The organism is Actinoplanes awajinensis subsp. mycoplanecinus (genome assembly GCF_001509495.1).
Lineage (GTDB): Bacteria > Actinomycetota > Actinomycetes > Mycobacteriales > Micromonosporaceae > Actinoplanes > Actinoplanes palleronii.
The window spans coordinates 142,159-164,296 of sequence record NZ_LLZH01000318.1 but is presented as its reverse complement, the minus strand read 5'-3'; the positions used below and the strand labels follow the sequence as shown (position 1 = coordinate 164,296).

The window sequence follows — 22,138 nt, the reverse complement described above, 5'->3', positions numbered from 1 at the left end:
GGCGCGGCTTCTCCAGCATCGGCGAGGCGCGGGCGTACACGCCGCGCGGGCGCACGGTGGCCGAGCGCGGCCGGTCGCCGCGGACCGGGCGCAACACCGGTGATCCGTTCCGGCCCGCGCTGCAGGTGGTCGAGGACGGCGAGAGCACGCCGCGGGCGCGTCAGCGCGGCGGGCGCACGACCGAGCCGCCGGCCACGAGCCGGGAGTCCGGGGAGGCCGGCGCGACGAGCCGGGAGCCCCGCGAGCCCCGTGAGGCGGCCGGTAGGAGCCGGGAGGGTGCGGGCCGGGGCCGGGCGCCGCGCGAGGCCGCCGGCCGGACCAGGGAACCCCGCGAGGCCGCGGGGCGGGAGCGCGATCTGCGCGACCGGCGGTCCGTGGAGCGTGACGACGAGCGCGTACGCCGTACGCCGGAGCCGTCCCGGACGTCCTCACGTCGTACCGGAAAGGAAGAACCCGGACCACGGCGGCGGGTGACCGGGGGGCAGGGGCGTGGCCCGGTCCGGGAATCGGCCCGCAGGCCGCGGCCGGTGCCCGCCGAGCCGCCCAAGCTCGCGAACAGCAGCCGCCGTCTGCGCCTCGGCACGGTCCTGGCGCTGTCGCTGTTCACGATGATCGGGATCCGGCTGGTGGTGCTGCAGGTGGGCACGTCGCCGGCCGAGGTGGAGAGCCTGGTCAAGCTGCGCGAGAAGCGGCTCAGCACGGTGGAGCTGCCGGCCGCGCGCGGCGCGATCCTGGACCGCAGCGGCGCGATCCTGGCGAACAGCGTCGAGGCGCGGTACATCTACGCCGACCCGGAGAACGAGAAGCTGCGCGAGGATGTCGCCGGGACGGCCGCCAAGCTGTCCCCGCTGGTCGGCGTGCCGGCCTCCGAGCTCGCCGAGAACATGCAGCGCAAGCAGTCGTTCGGCACCTGGCTGCGGTTCCGCTACCTGGCCCGCGGGGTGGACATCTCGGTCGCCAACAAGATCAAGGCGATGGAGCTGCCCGGCATCTACACCCACAGCGACGAGCGGCGCGACGTGCCCGGCCGGGACCTGGCCGCGAACCTGATCGGCTTCACCAGCTCGGACGGGCACGGCCTGGAGGGTCTCGAGGCGCGCTACGACGACCTGCTGCACGGCACCGACGGCAAGCGGGTCTTCGAGACCGGCAAGGGCAACTCGCTGAACATCCCGATCACCGGCGGGTACGAGCTGAACACCCCGGCCAAGCCGGGCAGCTCGCTGAAGCTCACCATCGACCGCTGGGTGCAGTACCAGGCGCAGCAGATCCTGGACGCCGAGGCGAAGCGCAACAACGCCACGGTGGCCGGCGCGGTGATCCTGGACGTGAAGACCGGCGAGGTGCTGGCGCAGGCGAGTTACCCGTACTACAACGCCGCCCAGCCGCTGAAGGCCGACGCCTCCGACCGGATCGACGTGCCGACCAGTGTGGTCACCGACCCGGGCTCCAGCCACAAGGCGTTCGTGCTCGGCGCGGCCCTGCAGGAGGGCCTGATCACGCCGGAGTCGACGCAGACGGTCGCCCCGTCGATCGTCCGCGGCGGAGTGCCCTTCAACGACGGTCACCCGCAGAAGAAGGGCACCAAGCTGACCATGGCCGGGGTGCTGGCCTACTCGTCGAACGTGGGCACGATCCTGATCGGCGAGAAGCTCGGCAAGGAGAAGCTCTACGAGTACCAGCAGAAGTTCGGGCTGGGCCACGCGACCGGCGAGGGCATGCCGGCCGAGGCCGAGGGCATGCTGCTGAAGCCGGAGGACTGGAGCGGCTCGGCGTACGGGTCGGTGCCGATCGGGCACAGTGTCTCGGCGACCCTGGTGCAGATGGCCGCCGGGTACGGCGCGATCGCCAACGACGGCGTCTACATCCAGCCGCACCTGATCAAGTCGACGGTCTCCGGGATCGACGACAAGGAGACCCCGGTCGCCCCGTCGGAGACCCACCGGGTGCTGGACGCCGAGGTCGCCTCGGAGCTGCGCACCATGATGGAGGCGGTGGTCGAGGACAACGAGGGCACCGGCACCAAGGCGCAGGTGCAGGGTTATCGGGTGGCCGGCAAGACCGGCACCGGCAAGATGGTCGTCGACGGGCAGTACACCAGTCACAACGCCAGCTCGTTCGTCGGCATGGCGCCGGCCGAGAACCCGCGGTACGTCATCGCGATCTCGATGGATGTCGCGAAGGGCACCGGCGGCGAGGTCGCCGCCCCGGCTTTCGCCCAGATGATGTCCTACACGCTTTCCCATTACTTTGTGCCACCGTCGACGACGAAACCGCCGACCTTCAAGATCCATGGATGAATTCAGGTCGCATGGCGTTGACAGGAACACCTGACCAACCGGGTAGGGTCTGACGCCGTGTCCGGCATTCCACGACCTGAGTCCGTCGCGTCGTTTTCGTTGAGGCAGCTCGCCGAGTTGCTTCCGGCTGCGCTGCACGGCGATGACATCGACGTCACGGGGGTCACTCACAGTAGCGGCGCGGTGCGCCCCGGAGATCTCTACGCGGCGCTGCCCGGCGCGAACCGGCACGGCGCCGAGTTCGCCGCCGCGGCGGCACAGGCCGGAGCGGTGGCGGTGCTGACCGACCCGGCCGGTCGGGAGGCCGCGCTCGCCGCCGGGTTGCCGGTGCTCGTCGCCGACGATCCGCGGGCGGTGCTCGGCGCGGCCGCCTCGGCGATCTACGGCGAGCCGTCCCGGCGCCTCACCATGATCGGGATAACCGGCACGGCCGGGAAGACCTCGACGTCGTACCTGGTCGAGGCGGGTCTGCGGGCCGCCGGCCGGGTCACCGGGCTGGTCGGCACGGTGGAGACCCGGCTCGGCGACTTCGTGGTGAAGAGCGTCCGGACCACGCCCGAGGCCACCGATCTGCAGGCGATCCTGGCCGCCGGCCTGGAGCGCGGGGTGACCGCGGTGGTCATGGAGGTCTCCAGCCACGCGCTGGTGATGGGCCGGGCCGACGGGATCCGGTTCGCAGCCGGCGGGTACACCAACTTCGGCCAGGACCACCTGGACTTCCACCCGACGTCGGAGGAGTACTTCGCGGCGAAGGCGCGGCTCTTCGACGGCCGCTCGCTCGTCGAGGTCCTGAACTTCGACGACCCGGCGCTGCGCCCGCTCTTCCGTCCGGAAACGATCAGCTATTCCGCGGCCGGGGACACCGCCGCCACCTGGTGGGCCTCGGACCTGCGCCCGTCCGACTTCGGGCAGCGGTTCGTCGCGCACGGGCCGGACGGTGTCGCCGTCGAGACCGGGGTGGCCCTGCCCGGCCTGCACAACGTGGCGAACGCCCTGCTGGCGATCGCGCTGCTGGTCGGGGTGGGTATCGACCCCGCGGTGGCCGGGACCGGGGTGCGTGAGTGCCGCGGCGTGCCGGGCCGGCTCGAACTGGTGCCGGCCGAGAGCCCGGTGCTCGGCGTGGTCGACTACGCGCACAAGCCGAACGCGATCGTGGCGGCGCTGGCCGCGCTGCGCGAACTGGCCACCGCCCGGGGCGGGCGGCTGATCTGCGTGCTCGGCGCCGGCGGCGACCGGGACAAGGGCAAACGGCCGCTGATGGGCGAGGCTGCGGCCCAGGGCGCCGACTTGGTGATCATCACGGACGACAACCCCAGGACCGAAGACCCCGATTTCGTACGGGCGGCAGTGCGCCAGGGCGCCGAACACGCGCACACGGCGGCCAAGGTGATCGAGGTGGCCGGCCGGCGCGCCGCGATCGACGAGGCGGTCCGCCTGGCCGGCCCGGGTGACGTGATCGCCGTGCTCGGCAAGGGCAACGAGCAGGGTCAGGAGGTGAACGGCCAGGTGTTGCCGTTCGACGACCGGGTGGAACTGGCCGCCGCTCTGAAGGGACCCGCATGATCAACCTTTCGCTCGGCGAGATCGCCGCGATCACCGGTGGCCGGCTGGTCAACAGCGACGGCTCGGAGACGGTCAGCGGGGGCGTCGAGTACGACTCCCGCAAGGTCGGACCCGGTGGCCTGTTCGTGGCGTTCGCCGGTGAGAAGCAGGACGGCCACGACTTCGGCCCGGCCGTGGTCGGCGCCGGAGCGGCCGGCGTGCTCGGCACCCGCGACGCGGGCGTGCCCGGGATCGTGGTCGCCGACCAGCTGGACGCGCTGGCGAAACTGGCACACGAGGTGCTCGGGCGGCTGCCGGAGCTGACCGTGGTCGGGCTGACCGGCTCCTCGGGCAAGACGACGACGAAGGACTACATCGGGCAGCTGCTGTCCCGGCTGGGCCCGACCGTGGCGCTGCCCGGGTCGCTCAACAACGAGCTGGGCTTCCCGTACACGGTGCTGCAGGCCGGTGAGAAGACCCGGTTCCTGGTGCTGGAGATGGGCGCCCGGGGGGTCGGGCACCTGCGGTACCTGACCGGGATCGCCCGGCCGTCGATCGGGGTGGTGCTGAACATCGGTGCGGCACACATCGGCGAGTTCGGGTCGGTGGAGGGCACCGCGCTGGCCAAGGGCGAGCTGGTCGAGGCGCTGCCGGAGTCCGGTGTCGCGGTGCTCAACGCCGACGACCCGCTGGTGGCCGGGATGGCGCCGCGGACCGGCGCGCGGGTGCTGCTGGTCGGTGAGGCCGAGGGGGCCGAGCTGCGGGCGAGCGAGGTCGCGGTGGATGCCGCCGGGCGCGCGTCGTACGTACTGAAAAACGGGTCTTCGGTGGGGACCGTCCACCTGAACGTCGCCGGGCGGCATCAGGTGGCCAACAGCCTGGCGGCCGCAGCGGTCGCGCTGACCGCCGGACTGCCCTTCGACGAGCTGGTCACCGCGCTCGGTGAGGTCGGCATCGTCTCCGGCCGGCGGATGGACGTGTTCGCGCGGCCGGACGGCGTGACGGTCATCGACGACTCCTACAACGCCAACCCGTCGTCGACCGCCGCGGCGCTGCACGCGCTGGCCGCGATGGGCGCCGGCAAACGCACCACGGCCGTGCTCGGCTACATGGCCGAGCTGGGCGACCACGAAGTGTCCGGTCACGCCGAGGTGGGCCGCCTGGCCGCCGAGCTCGGTGTGGACCGGCTGATCGCGGTGGCGGACGACGCCCGCCCGATCCTGGACGGCGCCGCGGAGGTGGGCGCGTGGCGGGGCACCGCCCGGCTCGCCGCCGACCAGGCCGCCGCGATCGCGATTCTGCACGATGACCTGCGCGCCGACGACGTCGTGCTGGTCAAGGGTTCCCGGTACCGCACATGGGACGTCGCCGACTGGCTGCGGCGTTCCGAGGAGGTTCAGCCCACGTGAGGGCAGTCATCGTCGCGGCCGCGGTCGCCTTTCTCATCTCGCTCTTCGGCACCCCGATCGCGATCCGGGTCTTCTCGGCGCTCAAGGCCGGACAGCCGATCCGGACCCTCGGCCCCGCTTCCCACATGGGCAAGAAGGGCACCCCGACCATGGGCGGGGTGGCCTTCATCATCGCCACGGTCTTCGCCTACGTGGCCGGGCACCTCGCCCTGACCACGCTTCCGGAGCGGCAGATCGCCCAGGAGCGGCCGACCATGACCGCCCTGGTCCTGCTCGGGCTGTTCGTGTTCTGCGGCGCGGTCGGCTTCATGGACGACTTCCTGAAGATCCGCAAGCGCAACTCGGACGGCCTCTCCGCCAAGGGCAAGCTGCTCGGCCAGCTGCTGGTCGGCACCGGCTTCGGCATCGCCGCGCTCTACTTCCCGAGCACCAACGGCGAGACCGTGGTCAGCGAGCACATCTCGTTCATCCGGGACGTGAGCTGGCTGGACGTCGGCAAGGTCGGCTCGGTGATGGTCTTCGTCTTCGTGATCATGGCGATGTCGAACGGCGTGAACCTGACCGACGGCCTGGACGGCCTGGCCACCGGTGCCTCGATCCTGGTCCTCGGCGCGTACTCGCTGATCGGCTTCTGGCAGTACCGGCACTGGTGCGGTGACGACAACTACCGGCTCACCAACCAGCTCACCCAGGAACACTGTTATCAGGTCCGCGACCCCCTGGAGATCGCGCTGATCGCGGCGGCGGCCGCCGCGGCCTGCGTCGGCTTCCTCTGGTGGAACACCAACCCGGCCCGGATCTTCATGGGCGACACCGGCGCGCTCGGCCTGGGCGGCCTGATCGGCGGCCTCGCCGTGGCCACCCGGACCACGCTGCTCTCGGTCATCATCGGCGGCCTGTTCGTGATCGTCACGATGTCCGTGGTGATCCAGATCATCTCGTTCAAGACCACCGGTAAGCGGGTGTTCCGGATGTCGCCGCTGCAGCACCACTTCGAGCTGGCCGGCTGGAGCGAGGTCAACATCGTGGTGCGGTTCTGGATCATCGCGGGCATCTGCGCCGCGATCGGCCTGGGCCTGTTCTACAGCGACCACCTGGCGGTCATGGGTTAGGACCCGTCCCGATCATGGGGTAACTCTCATGCGACACGCCATCGACGTGTGCGTCGATGGCGTGTCGTCCGGACGATGATGAGGGCATGGCGGACGACCGTACCGAGAAGGACCGCCCGTCACTGAGCCGGCAGTTCCTGCCCGCCGTGCACGGGTTGCTGGCCCGTCCGCTCTCGTCGTACTACCTGCTGATCGCGAGCGCCGGCCTGCTGCTGCTGATCGGGTTGACCATGGTCTTCTCGGCGACCAGCGTGAAGGCGTACGCGGCGAACGGCAACGCGTTCTCGGCGATCTCCAGCCAGGCGGTGTACGCCCTGCTCGGCCTGGTCGCCTTCTGGATCTGCCAGCGGCTGCCCGCGGTCACCCTGCGCGCCCTGGCCAAGTACGTGCTCGGCGCGGCCATCCTGCTGCTCGCCTTCCTCAACCTGGTCGTCGTGATCAAGGGGGTCGGCCCGCTGAAGAACGCGCAGGTCGGTCCGATCTCGGTCAGCCTGCTCTCGCTCTCCTTCGGTGGCGTCAGCATCCAGCCCTCCGAGGTGGCCAAGCTCGGCCTGGTGCTGTGGGGCGCCGACGTGATCGCCCGCAAGGGCCCGGCCCTGGGGCACTGGCGCGAGCTGGCCATGCCGCTCTTCCCGGTGATCGGCCTGCTCTTCGTCCTGGTCGGCTACAACGACGTGGGCACCATGCTGGTGCTGCTGGCGCTGACCGTCGGCCTGCTCTGGGCGGCCGGGGTGCGCCTGCGGGTGTTCGGCGCGCTGGGCGTGCTCGGGCTGACCGGCATCGGCCTGCTGATCGCGGCCGCGTCCCGGGGCGCCGGCTCCGGCACGGACGGCGCCGAGAACTACCGCGTGCAGCGCCTCACCGCGTTCCTCACGCCGTTGGAGAAGTGCGACCCGGGCGGGGTCTGCTACCAGCTCATCCAGGGTCGCTCGGCGATCTTCGAGGGCGGCTGGTTCGGGGTCGGGCTGGGCAAGGGCGCGCTGAAGTGGGGCTGGGTGCCCGAGGCGGAGAACGACTTCATCTACGCGATCGTGGCCGAGGAGCTCGGCGTGGTCGGCTGCACGGTGGTGCTGGCGCTGTTCTCGGTGCTGGCGTACACCGGGTTCCGGATCGCCCGCCGGTCCACCGACCCGTTCCGCCGCCTCGCGGCCGCCGCGATCACCACCTGGCTGGTCGCCCAGGCCGTGATCAACATGGGCGGGGTGGTCGGTCTGCTGCCCATCACCGGACTTCCGCTACCGTTCATCTCCGCAGGTGGCAGTGCCCTCGTCGTGGCGATGGCGGCGATCGGCATGCTCGCCTCGTTCGCCCGCGCGGAGCCGGACGCGGCGCGTGCCCTGAACGCTCGTCCGACGCCTCGATGGGTGCGACTAGTCTGGGCCCCGCTGCCGCCGCTTCCCCCGCCGCGGCGGCCGGTCCAGCCGCGTCCGCCGGCCCCGAAGAAGCCGGGTTCCCGGTCATCCGTGGGTGGGACGAAGGACCGTCTCTAGCCCGCTCTAGGGTGGCGGGCGAAACGGTAGGAACGGAGAGGAGACGGTGATGGTTCCGCTGCGGTCGGTCGTGCTCGCCGGAGGAGGCACCGGTGGTCACATCTATCCGCTGCTGGCCTTCGCCGACGCTCTGCGACGCCATTTCCCGCAGATCCGGATCACGACGCTGGGCAGCCCCAAGGGGATGGAGAACCAGCTCATCCCGGCGGCCGGCTACGACCTGCGGGTGATCCCGGCCTACCAGCTGCCCCGGTCGCTGAACCTGGACCTGCTGCGTACCCCGGACCGGATGTACAAGTCCGCGGCCGCCGCCGGTGAGATCATCGACGAGGTGCAGGCCGAGGTGGTCGTCGGGTTCGGCGGTTACGTCTCGACCCCGGCCTACCTGGCCGCCTGGCGCCGGGAGCTGCCGATCGTGATCCACGAGGTGAACGTGCCGCCGGGGGTCGCCAACCGGATGGGCATGAAGTTCACCAAACGGATCGCCGTCGGTTTCCCGCACCAGCTGGAGCAGGCCGAGTCGCTGCGCAACGCGCGCCTGGTCGGCGTGCCGCTGCGGACCGGGATCACCCAGATGGACCGCCCGGCGCTGCGCCCGCAGGCGCTCTACCACTTCGGGCTGCGCCCGGACCTGCCGGTGCTGTTCGTCTCCGGCGGCTCGTCCGGCGCGCGGACGATCAACCTGGCGGTGGCCGCGGCGGCCAAGCGGCTGGCACACGCCGGCATCCAGGTGCTGCACGTGCAGGGCGGGCGCAACGACCCGTTCGAGGTGCCGGGCGACCTGCCGGTGCCGTATGTCGTCGTGCCCTACCTGTCGGACATGCAGCTCGGATACGCTGCCGCCGACCTGATGCTCTGCCGGGGCGGGGCGATCACGGTGGCCGAGACCACCGCGCTCGGCATGCCGGCGGTCTACGTGCCGTACCCGTTCAGCAACCAGGAGCAGCGCCGCAACGCGCTGCCGGTGGTGGAGAACGGCGGCGGCATGCTTGTCGACAACAGTGAGCTGACCCCGGACTGGATCGAGCGGAACATCATCCCGCTGGCCCGGGACCGGCAGCGGCTGGCCGCCATGGGCCACGCCGCGGCGCAGTACGGCCGTCGTGACGGTGACGAGCAGCTCTTGCGGTTCGTCCTGGAAGCGGCCGGCCGATGAACGCCGTCAACACAGTGACCGAGGGAGTTAAGTGGTGAACACGGCGGAGTTGACGCCAGCCGGTGAGATGACCGCCGAGGACCTCGGCAGCGTGCATCTGATCGGGATCGGCGGGGTCGGCATGGCCGGCCTGGCCCGGCTCCTGCTGACCCGGGGCGTACCGGTCTCCGGCAGCGAGCTGCGCGAGTGGCCGGCCCTGGCGGCGCTGCGCGCGCTCGGCGGGACGGTGCACATGGCGCACGTGCCGTCGAACCTCGACGGCGTGGACACGGTCGTCTACTCCACCGCGATCCCGGCCGATCACGTGGAGATGGTCGAGGCGCGCCGGCGGGGCCTGCGGGTCCTGCACCGCTCCGAGGCGCTCGCCGCGGCGATGACCGGCCGGCAGACCATCGCGGTGGCCGGCACCCACGGCAAGACCACCACCACGTCGATCATGACGGTGATCCTGCAGCACGCCGGGCAGGACCCGTCCTTCGTGATCGGCGGGGAGATGTCCGCGGCCGGCTCCAACGGCCACCACGGCACCGGCCCGCACTTCGTGGCCGAGGCGGACGAGCACGACCGGTCGTTCCTGATCTACCGGCCGCACGTCGCGATCATCACGAACATCGAGGGTGACCACCTCAACAACTGGGGTGACCTGGAGACGCTCAAGGCGGGCTTCCTCCAGTTCGGCGGGCTGGCCGACGGGTTCGTGGTGACCTGCGCGGACGGCCCCGGCACCGACGAGCTGATCGCCGGGCTGCGGGCCGCGGGCAAGACGGTTTACACGTACGGCGAGTCCGAGGGCGCCGACCTGCGGATCAGCGACGTGGTGTCGACGGTCAGCGGGGTGCGGTACTCCGCGGAGCTGCACGGCGAGTCGCTGGGTGACCTGAAGCTCGCGATGCCCGGCCGGCTGATGGGCCTGAACAGCGCCGCGACCGTGCTCACCGCGCTCAAGCTGGGCGTGCCGCTGGACAAGATCCGCGAGGCGCTGGAGTCGTTCCCCGGTGTGCGCCGTCGCTTCGAGCGCAAGGGCATCGCGGCCGGCGTCCGGGTCTACGACGAGTACGCGTACCACCCGACCTCGGTGATGGCCGCGCTGCGCACGCTGCGCGAGGTGGCCGGGGACGGCCGCCTGCTGGTGGTCTTCCAGCCGTACCGGGTCTACCGGACCCGGGACCTGCAGGCCGAGCTGGCCGAGGGGCTGGCCGTCGCGGACCAGGTGATCGTGATGGAGGTGTTCGGCCCGGGGGAGACCCGCGGACCGGGCGAGGGCGGTCTCGCCCTGACCGCCGCGATCGACCTGCCCGCCGACCGCAAGGTCTTCGTGCCGGACTGGGCCGACGTGCCGGCCGAGGTGGTCCGCCGCAGCCGCCCCGGCGACGTGGTGGTGACGATGGGCGCGCCGCCGATCTCGCTGATGGGCGACGAGCTGCTGGCCGCGCTCACCGACGCGGACCTCCGGCCGGATCTCGCGGGCTGATCCGTGGCGGGCTCGGGCACACGCAACTGGCGGCTGGTGCGGGCGGACACCGACGCGGTGCCGCCGTCCGCGCGCCGGTTCATGGCCCGGGCCCGGCAGCGCAAGCTGCAGGCCGCATTGCCCTGGCTGGCCGGGGCCGGCGTGCTGCTGGTGGCCACCGGCCTGGTCTGGCTGTTCTACGGCACCTCGGTGTTCGGCGTGAAGACCGTCGACGTGGCCGGTGCCCAGGTGCTCGACCAGGAGCAGGTGCGTGCCGCGGCCGCGGTGCCGGCCGACCGTCCGCTGGCCCGGGTCGACCTGGACGACGTCGAGGCCCGGGTGCGCGGCCTGGCGCCGGTGGACCGGGTGACGGTTACCCGGAGCTGGCCGTCCACCCTGCGGATCGAGGTGGTCGAGCGGGTCGCGGTGGCCGCCGTGCCGGTCCGCGACCAGTTCACCCTGATCGACGACGACGGTGTGCCGTTCCGGGCGGTCGCCACGGCGCCGGCCGGTCTGCCGCTGGCCCGCCTGGCGACGCCCGGCCCGGGTGACCCGAGCACCGGCTCGGCGCTGACCGTGCTGGACGCGCTCACCGACGATCTGCGCGAGCAGCTGGTGGCCATCTCGGTGGCCTCGCCGGTGCAGATCCGGCTGGAGTTGCGCAAGGGTCGCGTGGTGATCTGGGGCGACGACACCGCGAGCGAGCAGAAGAGCAAGGTGACCTTGGCGTTGCTGAAGCGCAAGGGCAACGAGATCGACGTCAGCGCGCAACCGATCGTGACCATTCGGTGACGATTTGGCTAAACCGACAAAAACGTACGAACGGAATATTACCGTCGAGGTTACGGGTGACTCGCATACTCACCTCGTAAGCGGACGCGACACGCCGTCCCGGTTCTTTGGCTGGGGCGCGATGTCCGCATACGTTGCGTCGAGAGGTTTGAGTAGTTGACATAACTCTAAACCTCTAGTAGAGGGTGAGGGTTTCCTCGCCCTCCCTTGCACGGCAGTGGATGTCGAAGTGCGGTTCCGCCTTGGAACCGCAGGGGCCCTCGACATTCGCCAACCCCGGAAGGGAAGGCTGAGCCCGATGACACCTCCGCACAACTACCTTGCGGTCATCAAGGTCGTAGGCATCGGCGGCGGCGGCGTGAACGCCGTGAACCGCATGATCGAGGTTGGGCTCAAAGGCGTCGAGTTCATCGCGATCAACACCGATGCCCAGGCCCTGCTGATGAGCGACGCCGACGTCAAGCTCGACGTCGGCCGGGAACTGACCCGTGGACTGGGCGCCGGCGCCCAGCCCGAGGTCGGCAAGAACGCCGCCGAGGACCACCGCGACGAGATCGAGGAGGTCCTCAAGGGGGCCGACATGGTCTTCGTGACGTGTGGCGAGGGCGGCGGCACCGGCACCGGCGGTGCGCCGGTGGTGGCCAACATCGCCCGCAAGCTCGGCGCGCTGACCATCGGCGTGGTGACCCGCCCGTTCTCGTTCGAGGGCAAGCGGCGTCAGGTCCAGGCCGAGACCGGCATCGACGAGCTGCGCAACCAGTGCGACACCCTGATCGTGATCCCGAACGACCGGCTGCTCGCACTCGGCGACCGCGGGATCAGCATGATGGACGCGTTCCGTCAGGCCGACCAGGTGCTGCTCTCCGGTGTTCAGGGCATCACCGACCTGATCACCACCCCGGGTCTGATCAACCTGGACTTCGCCGACGTCAAGAGCGTGATGAGCAACGCGGGCAGCGCGCTCATGGGCATCGGCAGTGCGCGCGGCGACAACCGCGCGGTCGAGGCGGCCGAGCGGGCCATCTCCAGCCCGCTGCTGGAGCAGAGCATGGACGGTGCGCGCGGCGTGCTGCTCTCCATCGCCGGTGGCTCCGACCTGGGCCTGTTCGAGATCAATGACGCGGCACAGCTGGTCACCGACGCGGCACACCCGGACGCGAACATCATCTTCGGCGCGGTCATCGACGACGCGCTCGGCGATGAGGTGCGGGTGACCGTGATCGCGGCCGGGTTCGACGGGGGTTCGCCCTCGTACAAGCCGGCCGAGCCGATGCGCAGCAAGGTGCACCCTCCGGTGCAGTCGCACCAGAGCAGCAACTCGCCGTCGCCGATCTCGTCGACGTCGCTGACCCCGCACCAGTCCACGCCGGCACCGGCCACGCCGACGCCGCGCAAGCACGTCCTCTTCGACGACGTGGACGTGCCGGACTTCCTGAAGAACGGTTCCTGACCGCGTTCCTGGCTCATGACTGATCAGACGAGTGACGACGGGCGGCGGGCCGAGCTCACCGCCAACCTCCGGCAGGTACGCGACAGGATCGAGCGTGCCTGCGTGGCGGCCGGGCGGCCGCCGGAGGCGGTCACCCTGACCGCGGTGACCAAGACGTACCCGGCGAGCGACGTGCTGCTGCTCGCCGGGCTCGGCGTCCTCGACGTCGCCGAGAACAAGGACCAGGAGGCGGCCGCCAAAGCCGCCGAGGCGCGCGCCGCGGGCGTCCGCCTGCGCTGGCACTTCGTCGGCCAGCTGCAACGCAACAAGGCGAAGTCGGTTGCCACGTACGCCGACGTGATCGAGTCCGTGGACTCGCTGCGCCTGACCACCGCGCTGGACCGGGCCGTGGCCGCGGTCCGCGACGAACCCCTCGAGGTGCTGGTCCAGGTGAGCCTGGACGGCGACCCGGACCGCGGCGGTGCGGCCGGCGACGACCTCTGGCGGGTGACCGACGCGGTGGCCTCATCGGACGGTCTGCGGCTGGGCGGGCTGATGGCCGTCGCTCCACTGGGGTGGGAGGCCGGGCGGGCTTTCGAGCGACTGGCCGAACTGGCCGGTCGTCTGACCACGGCGCATCCGGGCGCCACCACGGTCTCCGCGGGGATGAGCGGCGACCTGGAAGCGGCCGTTCTGCACGGGGCGACACACGTACGGATCGGTACATCTTTACTCGGGATGCGAAACTCGCTGCGGTAGCCTTGCGGCGGGCAGCAAACTACATAGGTGTTGTTTTGCGCGACGCGCCACCGCCGGCGGCCGTTGCGTCTGACGACGCAGCGTCGCAGCAGGTCACAGGTCCGAATCGGACCAGGTGTCCGGCTCGCCAGGGGGGACGCGGCACGCCAGGGGGGCGCGGGCCGCAACAGCGGACGGAGGTGGGGGCATGAGTACTTTCCGTAAGGCGGCCGTCTGGCTGGGGCTGGCCGAGGAAGAGGACGAGCGCGACTACGAGGAGCGGGGTTACCAGGAGCGCTCCTACCGGTCGACCCGGGATCGGGACCGGGACCGCTACTCCTCCGGTGACCGGTACTCCGACGGCGGCTTCGAGGACGAAGAGGTCGAGGAGGAGCGGGCGGTGCCGCGGTCGCGTCCCGACCGGGAACGGCCCGAGCGGTCCGAGCGCGCTGAGCGGTCCGACCGCTCCGAGCGGTCCGAGCGCAGCAGTCGGCTCAGCGACCGGGTCTCCTCGGTGCGTGCCGAGATGGACCGGGACGACGACGACCGGATCGAGCGGGCCAGTGTCCGTTCCATCACCCGGCCCTCGGTGGCGCCCGAGCAGTCCTCGGCGCTGACGTACTCCACCCGGGAGAATCTGGCACTGGCGCCGCAGCCGGTTCCGCAGGTGCACAAGCGCCCGATCGAGGAGGAGCAGCGGTACCAGATCACCACGCTGCACCCGACCACGTACCGGGAAGCGCGGACGATCGGCGAGCACTTCCGCGACGGCGTCCCGGTGATCATCAACCTCACCGAGATGGACGAGTCGGACGCTCGCAGGCTCGTCGACTTCGCGGCGGGTCTGGCGTTCGGTCTGCGGGGTACGATCGAGCGCGTGACCAACCGGGTTTTCCTGCTCTCTCCGGCGAACGTCCAGGTCACCGCAGAAGACAAGGCCAAGATCGCTGAGGGCGGGTTCTTCGCCCAGAGTTGACCCGAACGAGGGATCCGCCGGACGTGCTGTCGATCGTGTTTCAGATTATCTATCTGTTGGTGTACCTCTTCTTCCTGGTGCTGCTGAGCAGGTTCGTCATGGGAGCCGTGCTCCAGTACGGACGTCGCTGGCAGCCGGGCCGGGGCGCATCCGCCGCACTCGAATTGGTGTGGAGCGTCACGGATCCACCTCTCAAGGCGTTGAGGCGTGTGATCCCACCGCTGCGCATTGGTAACGTGAGTTTGGACCTGGCTTCCATCGTGCTGCTGGTTATCCTGTTCGTGCTCATGGAGTTAGTGCTAGTTCGCCTCATCTCGACCTACAGATAGACAGCAGCCCCAACCGCGGCCGCGACTGACCCGAGGAGTTTCGATGCCGCTGACCCCGGCCGACGTGCATAACGTCGCCTTCAAGAAGCCCCCGATCGGCAAGCGGGGGTACGACGAGGAGGAGGTCGACGCCTTCCTGGACGAGGTCGAGCGCGAACTCGCCCGTCTGATCGAGGAGAACAACGAGCTGCGCGCCCAGGTGGAACGCGGCGGTCGGGGTGGCGCACCAGCCGGCCCGAGTGCCGACCCCCGCCTCGCGGCCGAGCTCAACGACCTGAAGGCCCAGCTCGACCGTGTGCAGCGGGACAAGTCCTCGGCCGAGCAGGCAGCCCGGCAGATGCAGGCTGAGCTGGAGCAGGTGCGCGCACAGGGCCCCGGCCCCGGTGGTGCCGGCGCGGCCGGCGCCGACGGTGAGCAGCAGGCTCTCCGGGTGCTGATGATGGCCCAGCGCACGGCCGACGACCACGTGTCGGACGCCCGCCGCGAGGCCGACAAGCTCCTCTCCGACGCCCGTTCCAAGGCGGAGGAGGTCACCCGCGAGGCCCGCGCCAAGGCGGACGCCCTCGAGCGCGACGCCCGTCAGCGGCACCAGGAGGCCATGGGCGGCCTGGACGCCAAGCGGACCGCGCTGCAGAAGCACATCGAGGAGCTCAAGCAGTTCGAGCGGGAGTACCGGACCCGCCTGAAGGCTTACCTCGAGAGCCAGCTGCGCGACCTCGACGGCCGTGGCCAGGGCCTGGAGGCCGAGATGGCGCGCGCTGACGCGAACCGTTCGGTCGGTGGCTCCGGCGGTCTCGCCGCGGCCGGCCTGGCCGGTTCGTACGGCGGCCGGTCGAACGCCATCGAATCGGGCCGCTGACCAGAAGCCCCGGCACCCCGACGAGGATGAGCCATGATTCCTGCTAGTTTCCCGCTCATCCTTGTCGCGGTGGTGTGTCTCGCGATCGGCCTGGTCCGCGGGTCGAGCAGCCTTCTCATAGCCTCGATCGTGGCCAGCCTGCTGGCCGCGGTCGCCCTGGTCATCGGCGCGCGTCAGAACGCCGCGGCTCGCCGCCCGGGTGCGCCGGACGACTCCGTACCGCCGGGGTCGGCCCCGCGCCGCACCACCGGGGCGCCGTCCGACGCCCACGATTCTGCCCCGGCGGGCGCCGCGTTCGCAGCCGATTCCGGCTACCCCGACGACTCTCCGCACACCGCCGGCGTGTCCTATGCCTCCGACTCTCCCGAGCCCGCTGAGTCCTTCGCGGCGACCGGGCGAACCGACCCGAACGGCTATCCCGCAGCCACCGCTGAACCGGTATACGCAGATCAGCCGCCAGCGGATCACGGAGACACCGCTGATCTTCCCGGCGCTGCCGATTCGGGTGCTGGTGCGCCTGCCGCGGGAACACACCTGACGGACGAATCGGCGGCCGGTGCGGACTACCAGGCCGCCTCGTCGACCATCGGCGCGGCCCGCGGCCGCGACGGGGACGATCAGTCCTGGCGCCGTCCGTCCGCCACGGGCGGATATCCGGATCACGGCGACGGGTCCGGGTATGCCGGTCCGGGGTCGCCGGGGCTGCACTCCTCGGATCTGGACTCCTCGGTGCTGGATGCGCCGGGGCGGGCTTCGTCCGGCTCGGGTCCTGGCTTCTCGGGTCCGGGCTTCTCCGGGATGGATTCTTCGGGGCTGGACTCCTCGGGGTTGGACTCCTCGGCGTTGGACTCCTCGGCGTTGGGCGACGAGTTCGCTGAGCCGGACGCGGACGATCCCGACGACGAGCCGCTGCCGCAGTCGGTCCGGCCGACGGACGCCGTGCAGGTGGCCCGGCTGGACACCGAGGTGCTGGTGGTGGACGGGCGGCCGCGCTACCACATGGCGGACTGCCCGCACCTGGTCGGCCGCCTGACCGAGCCGTTGCCCGCCGACGAGGCCGTGGAGCTGGGGTTCAGCCCGTGTGGGCTGTGCCGCCCGGTCGACCGGCTGCTCGCGGCGAACGCCCGCCGCTGACGGCGGGCATGGCGAAGCGGGACGTGCCGTCCGGGGTGTCGGTGCCGGTGCGGGTCCGGCCGGGGGCCGGTCGCACCCGGGTCGGCGGGCGGTACGCCGGGCCGCACGGGCCGGCGCTGATCGTCGCGGTGGGCGCGCCCGCGGTGGACGGCCGGGCCACCGAGGCGGTGCGCCGGGCCCTGGCGGAGGCGCTGGGGGTGCGTGCCGCGGTCGTGGCGCTGCGGATCGGCGCGACCAGCCGGGACAAGGTCTTCACCGTCGACGCCCCGGCCGGCGATCTGGAATCCCGCCTGGCCGGCCTGCTCGGCGACTGACCGCCACCGTTGCCGGCCGGTTGACACGCGGTGAGGGTGGGGTGACTCGAGGTGTATCGTCGAGTATCCGAAATGGGGCTCGGCGCGGTCGCCGGGGCATCTCATGCTCCGTGTCGTTGCCGGCCTCTGGTGTGCGCGGCGCTTTCCAGCCGCGCCATTTCTGCAGGTGGGGCCGGATCCGCTACGACAGCCGTTCGGCCCGGGGCAACGGGGGAAAGACAGCGGGGCCGGTGTGCCGGGGAGAGTTCGGCCGGCCGGTTCCGAGGACCGCTGATCGCCGCGCCGGGCGCGCGGCCGAGGGAGCGATGATGGCCAAGGCAACCGAATCCCGTTCCGCGGCGAGTGGTGCGGCCGCTACCGAGCGGAGCCGGACCGCAGCGGAGACCGAGCAGATCCGGAACGCGCTGGTGGCGCGGCTCCGCGAGCTGCAGGCCGAGTACGATCAGGCGCTCAGTGCGATCACCGAGCTCTCGCGCGTACGGCTCGCGGATTCGGCCGGGGATGACCAGGCCGACACCGGGACCAAGACGTTCGAGCGGGAGCAGGAGATCACGCTGGCCAACAACCTGCTCGAACGAATCACACAGGTGGAACGCGCCATCGAGCGGCTCGGCCAGGGCAACTACGGTTGGTGTGAGCGGTGCGGCACCCAGATCCCGGTGGAGCGGCTCGCCGCCTTCCCGTCCGCGACTCTCTGTGTGTCCTGTAAGCAACTGGAGGAAAGACGCTGAACGCCGACAAGGCCGCCCGCTTCACCCCGCGCGCCGTGGTGGTGCTGGGCGCCACCGCGCTCATCGCGCTGGCGCTCGACCAGTGGGTGAAGCACCTCTCCACCGAGAACCTGGAAGAGCACCACCCGGCCCGGATCCTCGGTGGCCTGATCTATCTTTCGCTGCTGCGCAACGGCGGTGCGGCGTTCAGCTTCGGCACCGGGTTCACCTGGGTGTTCCCGCTGATCACGCTGGTCGTGGTCGGCTGGATCATCTGGATGGCGACCAAGCTCCGGTCGGTGCCGTGGGCGCTCTCGCTCGGGCTGGTGCTCGGCGGCGCGCTGGGCAACCTGGGCGACCGGCTGTTCCGGGCGCCCGGGCCGTTCCAGGGCCACGTGGTCGACATGATCAGCATGTTCGCGCCGGGCGGGGAGAAGTTCGCGGTCTTCAACATCGCGGACAGCTGCCTGACCGTCGGCGTCTGCCTCGCGGTGCTCCTGGAGCTGACCGGCCGGCAGCGCGACGGCAGCCGGTTGTCCGGCAAGACCACCAAGACCGGGACGAGCGCGACCGAGGCCGGCCCGGCCGAGGCGGGCAAGACCGATGCGACGACCGGAACTGAGGAGCGGGCATGAGCGGGACACGTTCTCTTCCGGTACCGGACGGACTCGACGGGATGCGGCTGGACCAGGCGGTCTCCCGGCTGTTCGGGCTGTCCCGGACCGCCGCGGCGACCCTGGTCGAGGCCGGTGACGCGCTCGTCGACGGCATTCCCCGGCCGAAGTCGGACAAGGTGGCCGCGGGCTCGTGGCTCGAGGTGACGCTGCCCGCGCCGATCACCGCGCCGGTCCTGGTGGCCCAGCCGGTGCACGGCATGACAGTGATCTTCAGCGATGACGACATCGTGGTGGTGGACAAGCCGGTCGGCGTGGCCGCCCACCCGAGCCCGGGCTGGACCGGCCCGACCGTGCTGAGCGGCCTGGCCTCGATGGGTCACAACGTGGCGACCAGCGGCGCGGCCGAACGCCAGGGCATCGTGCACCGCCTGGACGTCGGCACCACCGGCCTGATGGTGGTGGCCAAGTCCGAGATCGCGTACACCGCGCTGAAGCGGGCGTTCAAGGAGCGCGAGGTGGAGAAGCGCTACCACGCGGTGGTGCAGGGTCACCTCGACCCGCTGCGCGGCACGATCGACGCCCCGATCGACCGGCACCCGACCGCCGACTGGAAGTTCGCGGTGATGTCCGACGGCAAGCCGAGCGTCACGCACTACGACACGCTGGAGGCGTTCCGCTCCGCGAGCCTGGTCGACGTGCGGCTGGAGACCGGGCGTACCCACCAGATCCGGGTGCATTTCTCGGCGATGCGACACCCGTGCGCCGGTGACATCACGTACGGTGCGGATCCCACCCTGGCGGCGCGGCTGAAGCTGAACCGGCAGTGGTTGCACGCCAAGGAGCTGGCCTTCGCGCACCCGCGTACGTACGACGAGGTGCGGTTCGTCAGCGAGTACCCGGACGACCTGAAAATCGCGCTGGACGTCCTCCAGGACGTCGGCTGACCTGATGGAGTGACACCGTGGGCCCGCATCGACTGCGCGCGGTCCTCGTCAGGTTCGGGGGCGGCTCACTCCGGTTGCAGATCATGACCGGAGTGGCGCTGGCCGCTACCGCCGTGCTGGTGCTCGCCGTCGCCTGGGCCGGTCACTCCGGCGGCCCGGCCGGCGAGGACCCGGGCGACGTGGTGCGGGTCGGTGTGGTCGAGGGCCAGTCGGTCGCCGGGTACCTGGACTCCGCCCAGCGCGAGCTGAGCATGCTCGCCGACCCGTCCGGCCCGGCCGCCGGGGACACCTGGGCCCTGATCAGCCTGCGTGACTACGCGGCACCGGACCGGTTGCCGGCGCTGCTGGACGGCGCGCTGGTGGCCCAGGTGTACGCCCGGGTGCCACTGCCGGACACCCGCACCCAGGTGTCGCTGATCCCGGTCTACCGGTGGCCCGGCGACGTGACCGCCGGGATGCTCGACGCGGCGCTGGTCCGTGATCAGGAGCAGGCCGACTATCTGCGGCTGGAACGGTCGCTGACCGGAGACGATCAGCGCCAGACCCGGCTGCGGGCGACGTACGCGAATGCCGCCCGGACCGCGGCTCAGGAGGCCGCCGCGTACCGATCAGGGTGTTCCTGTGTGTTCGCGGCCGTGGTCCGCGCCACCCCCGCGACCCTCGACGACATCGCGTCCCGCGCCGCGGTCCGGGCGGTCGACCCGGCGCCCGAGGTACGCACCCTGGACCGGACGGAATTCCGCCCGCCGTTGCCCGAGGAACGTGGCACGGTCTCCGCCGAGCCGTCGGCCGTGCCTGTGCCAACGGTGGCGCCGGATGTTGCCTCCACGTCACCGGCACGGTTACCGTCGTCGATCGGGATCACTGTGACTTCGGCCTCACCGGATCGCCGGGTGGCCGGGTCGCCGGCTGTCGTCACGTCGTCACCGGAACCGCTTGCCGTACCCTCGGAGGCGGAAGTGAGTGCTGCTCACGAAGGATCAAGCGCGTCTGCCGAAGCCTCCGGTGCCGAACCGGAGCGCTAGTTTTTCCGTATTAAGAAACGTTCGGGCGGATGCACGTGCACGACCAGCGTGCCGCTATGTGATCAAGAACGACCGGGGGATGGGCGCTCGGTCGGTGGCCCGAATAGGGTTCTCATCCGTAGCCTGTCTTGGCGAGAACCCCTCGCCGCAACACGACGTCGGGTAGGCGCAGAAGGGACAAGCCGTGGACGGGACCGAGACCGGCTGGGGCCGGCCTGCGGAACCAGCCCCGCGCTGGCGGGCCTTGCTGGATCGTGCCCGGCATGGTCATCGCGCCGAGGAGCCCGCCGAGGAGCCGAAGCCGGAGACGGCGGACGTTCCGCAGCAGTGGGGTCAGCAGGCACCATCGGCACGCGCGTCGGCCAGGCCGGCGAATCCGCTGGACAGCGGGCCGCCGCCGCGCCGTGGCGCCGAACCGGACGCGCAGCGGGCCATGCCGCAGCGCCCGATCAACCCGCTCGACCCGCGGTGGCAGTCCCGGTCGGAGCAGCAGCAGCACAGCTTCTTCGACCCGACGCCACGGTCACCGCAACCGGCTCCGCCGGCCGCGCCACAGCCGCCGGCGCCGCCGACCCGGGGCGCGTACCCACCGGCGCCCGGCTATCCGCCGGCCCCGCCGCAGCCCAGCGCGTACCCGCCGCCCAACGGCTACCCGCAGCCCAACGGCTATCAGCCGCCGAACGGAGCTCCGCAGCCGAACGCTTACCCGCAGCCGAACGGCTATCAGCCGCCGCCGGCCGCCTATCCGCAGGCGTACGCCCCGGCCGCGCCCCCGGTGGCTCCGCCGGTCGCCCCGCGGCCGGTGTCCCCGCCACCTGCGCCGGCCGCCCGGCCGGCCCCGGTCGCGCCGCCGGGCATCCGGCTCGACGCCCCCGCAGCCCCGCCCGGCATCCGGCTCGACGCCCCCGGTGCCCGGGCCGAGCCGACGCTCCGGCCGGAGACGACCGGCGCCCGGATCGAGTGGCGGCAGACCCGCGGCGACGAGGGCCTGGACCGCTCGGCCGCGGTGATGCGGCGCAAGCTCGGCAAGCCCCGGGTGCTGGCGTTCGCCAACCCCAAGGGCGGCGTGCACAAGACCACCGCGACCGTGCTGGCCGCGGCCACCATCGGCAGCGTCCGCGGCCGTGGCGTGCTGGCCTGGGACGACAACGAGCTGCGGGGCACGCTCGGCCTGCGGGCCGGCAGCGCCCGGCACGCCCGGACGATCAAGCACCTGCTGGCCGACCTGATGCGGATCGAGAACCTGCACGGCGACGCGCTGCTGCAGGAGCTCGACGCGTACCTGCGGCACGCCTCGGACGGGTCCTACGACGTGCTGGCCGGCGAGGAGAACCCGCGGTTCGCCCAGCGGCTGGACCAGGACACCGTGCGCCGGGTGATGGATCTGCTGCGCCGCACCCACGACGTGATCTGCGTGGACACCGGCAACAACGTGGAGAGCGTCAACTGGCAGACGGTGATGCGGACCGCCGACCAGCTGGTGATTACCACGGTGCCCCGCGAGGACGCCGCGTTCACCGCGGACTGGATGCTCGACGTGCTCGAGGAGAGCGGGATGGGCGAGATGGTGGCCAACGCCGTGACGCTCATCTCGTGCCCGTCGCCGGGCGCCCTGCCGCTGCTGGAGGACTTCAAGAAGCACTTCGCCACGCGGACCCGCGCGGTCGCCGTGGTGCCCTACGACCCGGCGCTCGAGGTGGGTTCCTCGATCGAGTACGCGGACCTGCAGCCGGAGACCCGGCAGGCCTGGCTGCGTGCCGCGTCGGTGATGCTGGAGCCCTTCGCCGAGTAGTATTCCGGGGCGCTGCCAAA

20 protein-coding genes are annotated in these 22,138 nt (G+C 71.3%); all 20 read left to right on the top strand.

Going from position 1 to position 22,138, the window contains the following annotated elements; all coding sequences use genetic code 11:
• Positions 1-125 precede the first annotated feature (125 nt).
• Positions 126-2,300 (top strand): penicillin-binding transpeptidase domain-containing protein, encoded by a 2,175-nt coding sequence (locus ADL15_RS42235; RefSeq protein ID WP_449369314.1) that lies wholly within the window; start codon positions 126-128, stop codon positions 2,298-2,300.
• A gap of 57 nt (positions 2,301-2,357) precedes the next feature.
• Positions 2,358-3,863, top strand: a complete 1,506-nt coding sequence (locus tag ADL15_RS42230; RefSeq protein ID WP_067704474.1) for a UDP-N-acetylmuramoyl-L-alanyl-D-glutamate--2,6-diaminopimelate ligase — start codon at positions 2,358-2,360, stop codon at positions 3,861-3,863.
• Entirely contained in the window at positions 3,860-5,251 is a 1,392-nt protein-coding gene (locus ADL15_RS42225; RefSeq protein ID WP_067704471.1) for a UDP-N-acetylmuramoyl-tripeptide--D-alanyl-D-alanine ligase, read from the top strand. The genes ADL15_RS42230 and ADL15_RS42225 overlap by 4 nt, the downstream gene beginning before the upstream one ends.
• Positions 5,248-6,363, top strand: coding sequence for a phospho-N-acetylmuramoyl-pentapeptide-transferase (mraY, locus tag ADL15_RS42220; RefSeq protein ID WP_067704469.1), 1,116 nt, complete (start codon positions 5,248-5,250; stop codon positions 6,361-6,363). The genes ADL15_RS42225 and mraY overlap by 4 nt, the downstream gene beginning before the upstream one ends.
• An 86-nt stretch (positions 6,364-6,449) precedes the next feature.
• Positions 6,450-7,853 carry an FtsW/RodA/SpoVE family cell cycle protein gene (locus tag ADL15_RS42215; RefSeq protein WP_067704466.1) on the top strand — a complete coding sequence of 468 codons (1,404 nt, stop codon included), beginning with the start codon at positions 6,450-6,452 and terminating at the stop codon, positions 7,851-7,853.
• 49 nt (positions 7,854-7,902) lie between these two features.
• Positions 7,903-9,009: an undecaprenyldiphospho-muramoylpentapeptide beta-N-acetylglucosaminyltransferase gene (gene murG / locus ADL15_RS42210; RefSeq protein WP_067704463.1), complete on the top strand. Its 1,107-nt coding sequence runs from the start codon at positions 7,903-7,905 to the stop codon at positions 9,007-9,009.
• A gap of 67 nt (positions 9,010-9,076) precedes the next feature.
• On the top strand, positions 9,077-10,480 hold the full coding sequence (gene murC / locus ADL15_RS42205) for a UDP-N-acetylmuramate--L-alanine ligase (protein ID WP_232344904.1): 1,404 nt from the start codon (positions 9,077-9,079) through the stop codon (positions 10,478-10,480).
• A gap of 36 nt (positions 10,481-10,516) precedes the next feature.
• Positions 10,517-11,251 (top strand): cell division protein FtsQ/DivIB, encoded by a 735-nt coding sequence (locus ADL15_RS42200; protein WP_232344888.1) that lies wholly within the window; start codon positions 10,517-10,519, stop codon positions 11,249-11,251.
• A gap of 298 nt (positions 11,252-11,549) precedes the next feature.
• Entirely contained in the window at positions 11,550-12,701 is a 1,152-nt protein-coding gene (gene ftsZ, locus ADL15_RS42195) for a cell division protein FtsZ (RefSeq protein ID WP_067704457.1), read from the top strand.
• Positions 12,702-12,716: 15 nt separating this feature from the next.
• Positions 12,717-13,439: a YggS family pyridoxal phosphate-dependent enzyme gene (locus ADL15_RS42190; RefSeq protein ID WP_067704454.1), complete on the top strand. Its 723-nt coding sequence runs from the start codon at positions 12,717-12,719 to the stop codon at positions 13,437-13,439.
• 187 nt (positions 13,440-13,626) lie between these two features.
• A complete protein-coding gene (locus ADL15_RS42185) occupies positions 13,627-14,394 on the top strand; it encodes a cell division protein SepF (protein ID WP_067704450.1) in 768 nt (255 codons plus the stop codon).
• A gap of 23 nt (positions 14,395-14,417) precedes the next feature.
• Entirely contained in the window at positions 14,418-14,723 is a 306-nt protein-coding gene (locus ADL15_RS42180) for a YggT family protein (protein WP_067704447.1), read from the top strand.
• 43 nt (positions 14,724-14,766) lie between these two features.
• Positions 14,767-15,582, top strand: coding sequence for a DivIVA domain-containing protein (locus ADL15_RS42175; protein WP_067704444.1), 816 nt, complete (start codon positions 14,767-14,769; stop codon positions 15,580-15,582).
• A 33-nt stretch (positions 15,583-15,615) separates the two neighbouring features.
• Positions 15,616-16,716 carry a hypothetical protein gene (locus ADL15_RS57250; RefSeq protein WP_083972434.1) on the top strand — a complete coding sequence of 367 codons (1,101 nt, stop codon included), beginning with the start codon at positions 15,616-15,618 and terminating at the stop codon, positions 16,714-16,716.
• A gap of 8 nt (positions 16,717-16,724) precedes the next feature.
• Positions 16,725-17,030 (top strand): DUF167 domain-containing protein, encoded by a 306-nt coding sequence (locus ADL15_RS42165; protein WP_067704439.1) that lies wholly within the window; start codon positions 16,725-16,727, stop codon positions 17,028-17,030.
• 308 nt (positions 17,031-17,338) lie between these two features.
• Complete coding sequence (locus tag ADL15_RS42160; protein ID WP_067704919.1) at positions 17,339-17,761, top strand: TraR/DksA family transcriptional regulator; 423 nt, start codon at positions 17,339-17,341, stop codon at positions 17,759-17,761.
• Complete coding sequence (lspA, locus tag ADL15_RS42155; protein ID WP_083972433.1) at positions 17,758-18,375, top strand: signal peptidase II; 618 nt, start codon at positions 17,758-17,760, stop codon at positions 18,373-18,375. The genes ADL15_RS42160 and lspA overlap by 4 nt, the downstream gene beginning before the upstream one ends.
• On the top strand, positions 18,372-19,301 hold the full coding sequence (locus ADL15_RS42150; protein ID WP_067704436.1) for an RluA family pseudouridine synthase: 930 nt from the start codon (positions 18,372-18,374) through the stop codon (positions 19,299-19,301). Before lspA ends, ADL15_RS42150 begins: the two co-directional genes overlap by 4 nt.
• An 83-nt stretch (positions 19,302-19,384) precedes the next feature.
• Positions 19,385-20,326 (top strand): hypothetical protein, encoded by a 942-nt coding sequence (locus tag ADL15_RS42145; protein ID WP_232344886.1) that lies wholly within the window; start codon positions 19,385-19,387, stop codon positions 20,324-20,326.
• A gap of 184 nt (positions 20,327-20,510) precedes the next feature.
• Positions 20,511-22,118 (top strand): MinD/ParA family ATP-binding protein, encoded by a 1,608-nt coding sequence (locus ADL15_RS42140; protein WP_067704429.1) that lies wholly within the window; start codon positions 20,511-20,513, stop codon positions 22,116-22,118.
• Positions 22,119-22,138: the final 20 nt, after the last annotated feature.

Bases quoted from the DNA above. Each gene is read 5' to 3' on its own strand.
- ADL15_RS42225 (WP_067704471.1), top strand. From the start codon at position 3,860: ATGATCAACCTTTCGCTCGGCGAGATCGCCGCGATCACCGGTGGCCGG.
- ADL15_RS42215 (WP_067704466.1), top strand. From the start codon at position 6,450: ATGGCGGACGACCGTACCGAGAAGGACCGCCCGTCACTGAGCCGGCAG.
- murG (WP_067704463.1), top strand. From the start codon at position 7,903: ATGGTTCCGCTGCGGTCGGTCGTGCTCGCCGGAGGAGGCACCGGTGGT.
- murC (WP_232344904.1), top strand. From the start codon at position 9,077: ATGACCGCCGAGGACCTCGGCAGCGTGCATCTGATCGGGATCGGCGGG.
- ftsZ (WP_067704457.1), top strand. From the start codon at position 11,550: ATGACACCTCCGCACAACTACCTTGCGGTCATCAAGGTCGTAGGCATC.
- ADL15_RS42190 (WP_067704454.1), top strand. From the start codon at position 12,717: ATGACTGATCAGACGAGTGACGACGGGCGGCGGGCCGAGCTCACCGCC.
- ADL15_RS42185 (WP_067704450.1), top strand. From the start codon at position 13,627: ATGAGTACTTTCCGTAAGGCGGCCGTCTGGCTGGGGCTGGCCGAGGAA.
- ADL15_RS42175 (WP_067704444.1), top strand. From the start codon at position 14,767: ATGCCGCTGACCCCGGCCGACGTGCATAACGTCGCCTTCAAGAAGCCC.
- ADL15_RS57250 (WP_083972434.1), top strand. From the start codon at position 15,616: ATGATTCCTGCTAGTTTCCCGCTCATCCTTGTCGCGGTGGTGTGTCTC.
- ADL15_RS42165 (WP_067704439.1), top strand. From the start codon at position 16,725: ATGGCGAAGCGGGACGTGCCGTCCGGGGTGTCGGTGCCGGTGCGGGTC.
- ADL15_RS42160 (WP_067704919.1), top strand. From the start codon at position 17,339: ATGGCCAAGGCAACCGAATCCCGTTCCGCGGCGAGTGGTGCGGCCGCT.
- ADL15_RS42150 (WP_067704436.1), top strand. From the start codon at position 18,372: ATGAGCGGGACACGTTCTCTTCCGGTACCGGACGGACTCGACGGGATG.
- ADL15_RS42145 (WP_232344886.1), top strand. From the start codon at position 19,385: ATGACCGGAGTGGCGCTGGCCGCTACCGCCGTGCTGGTGCTCGCCGTC.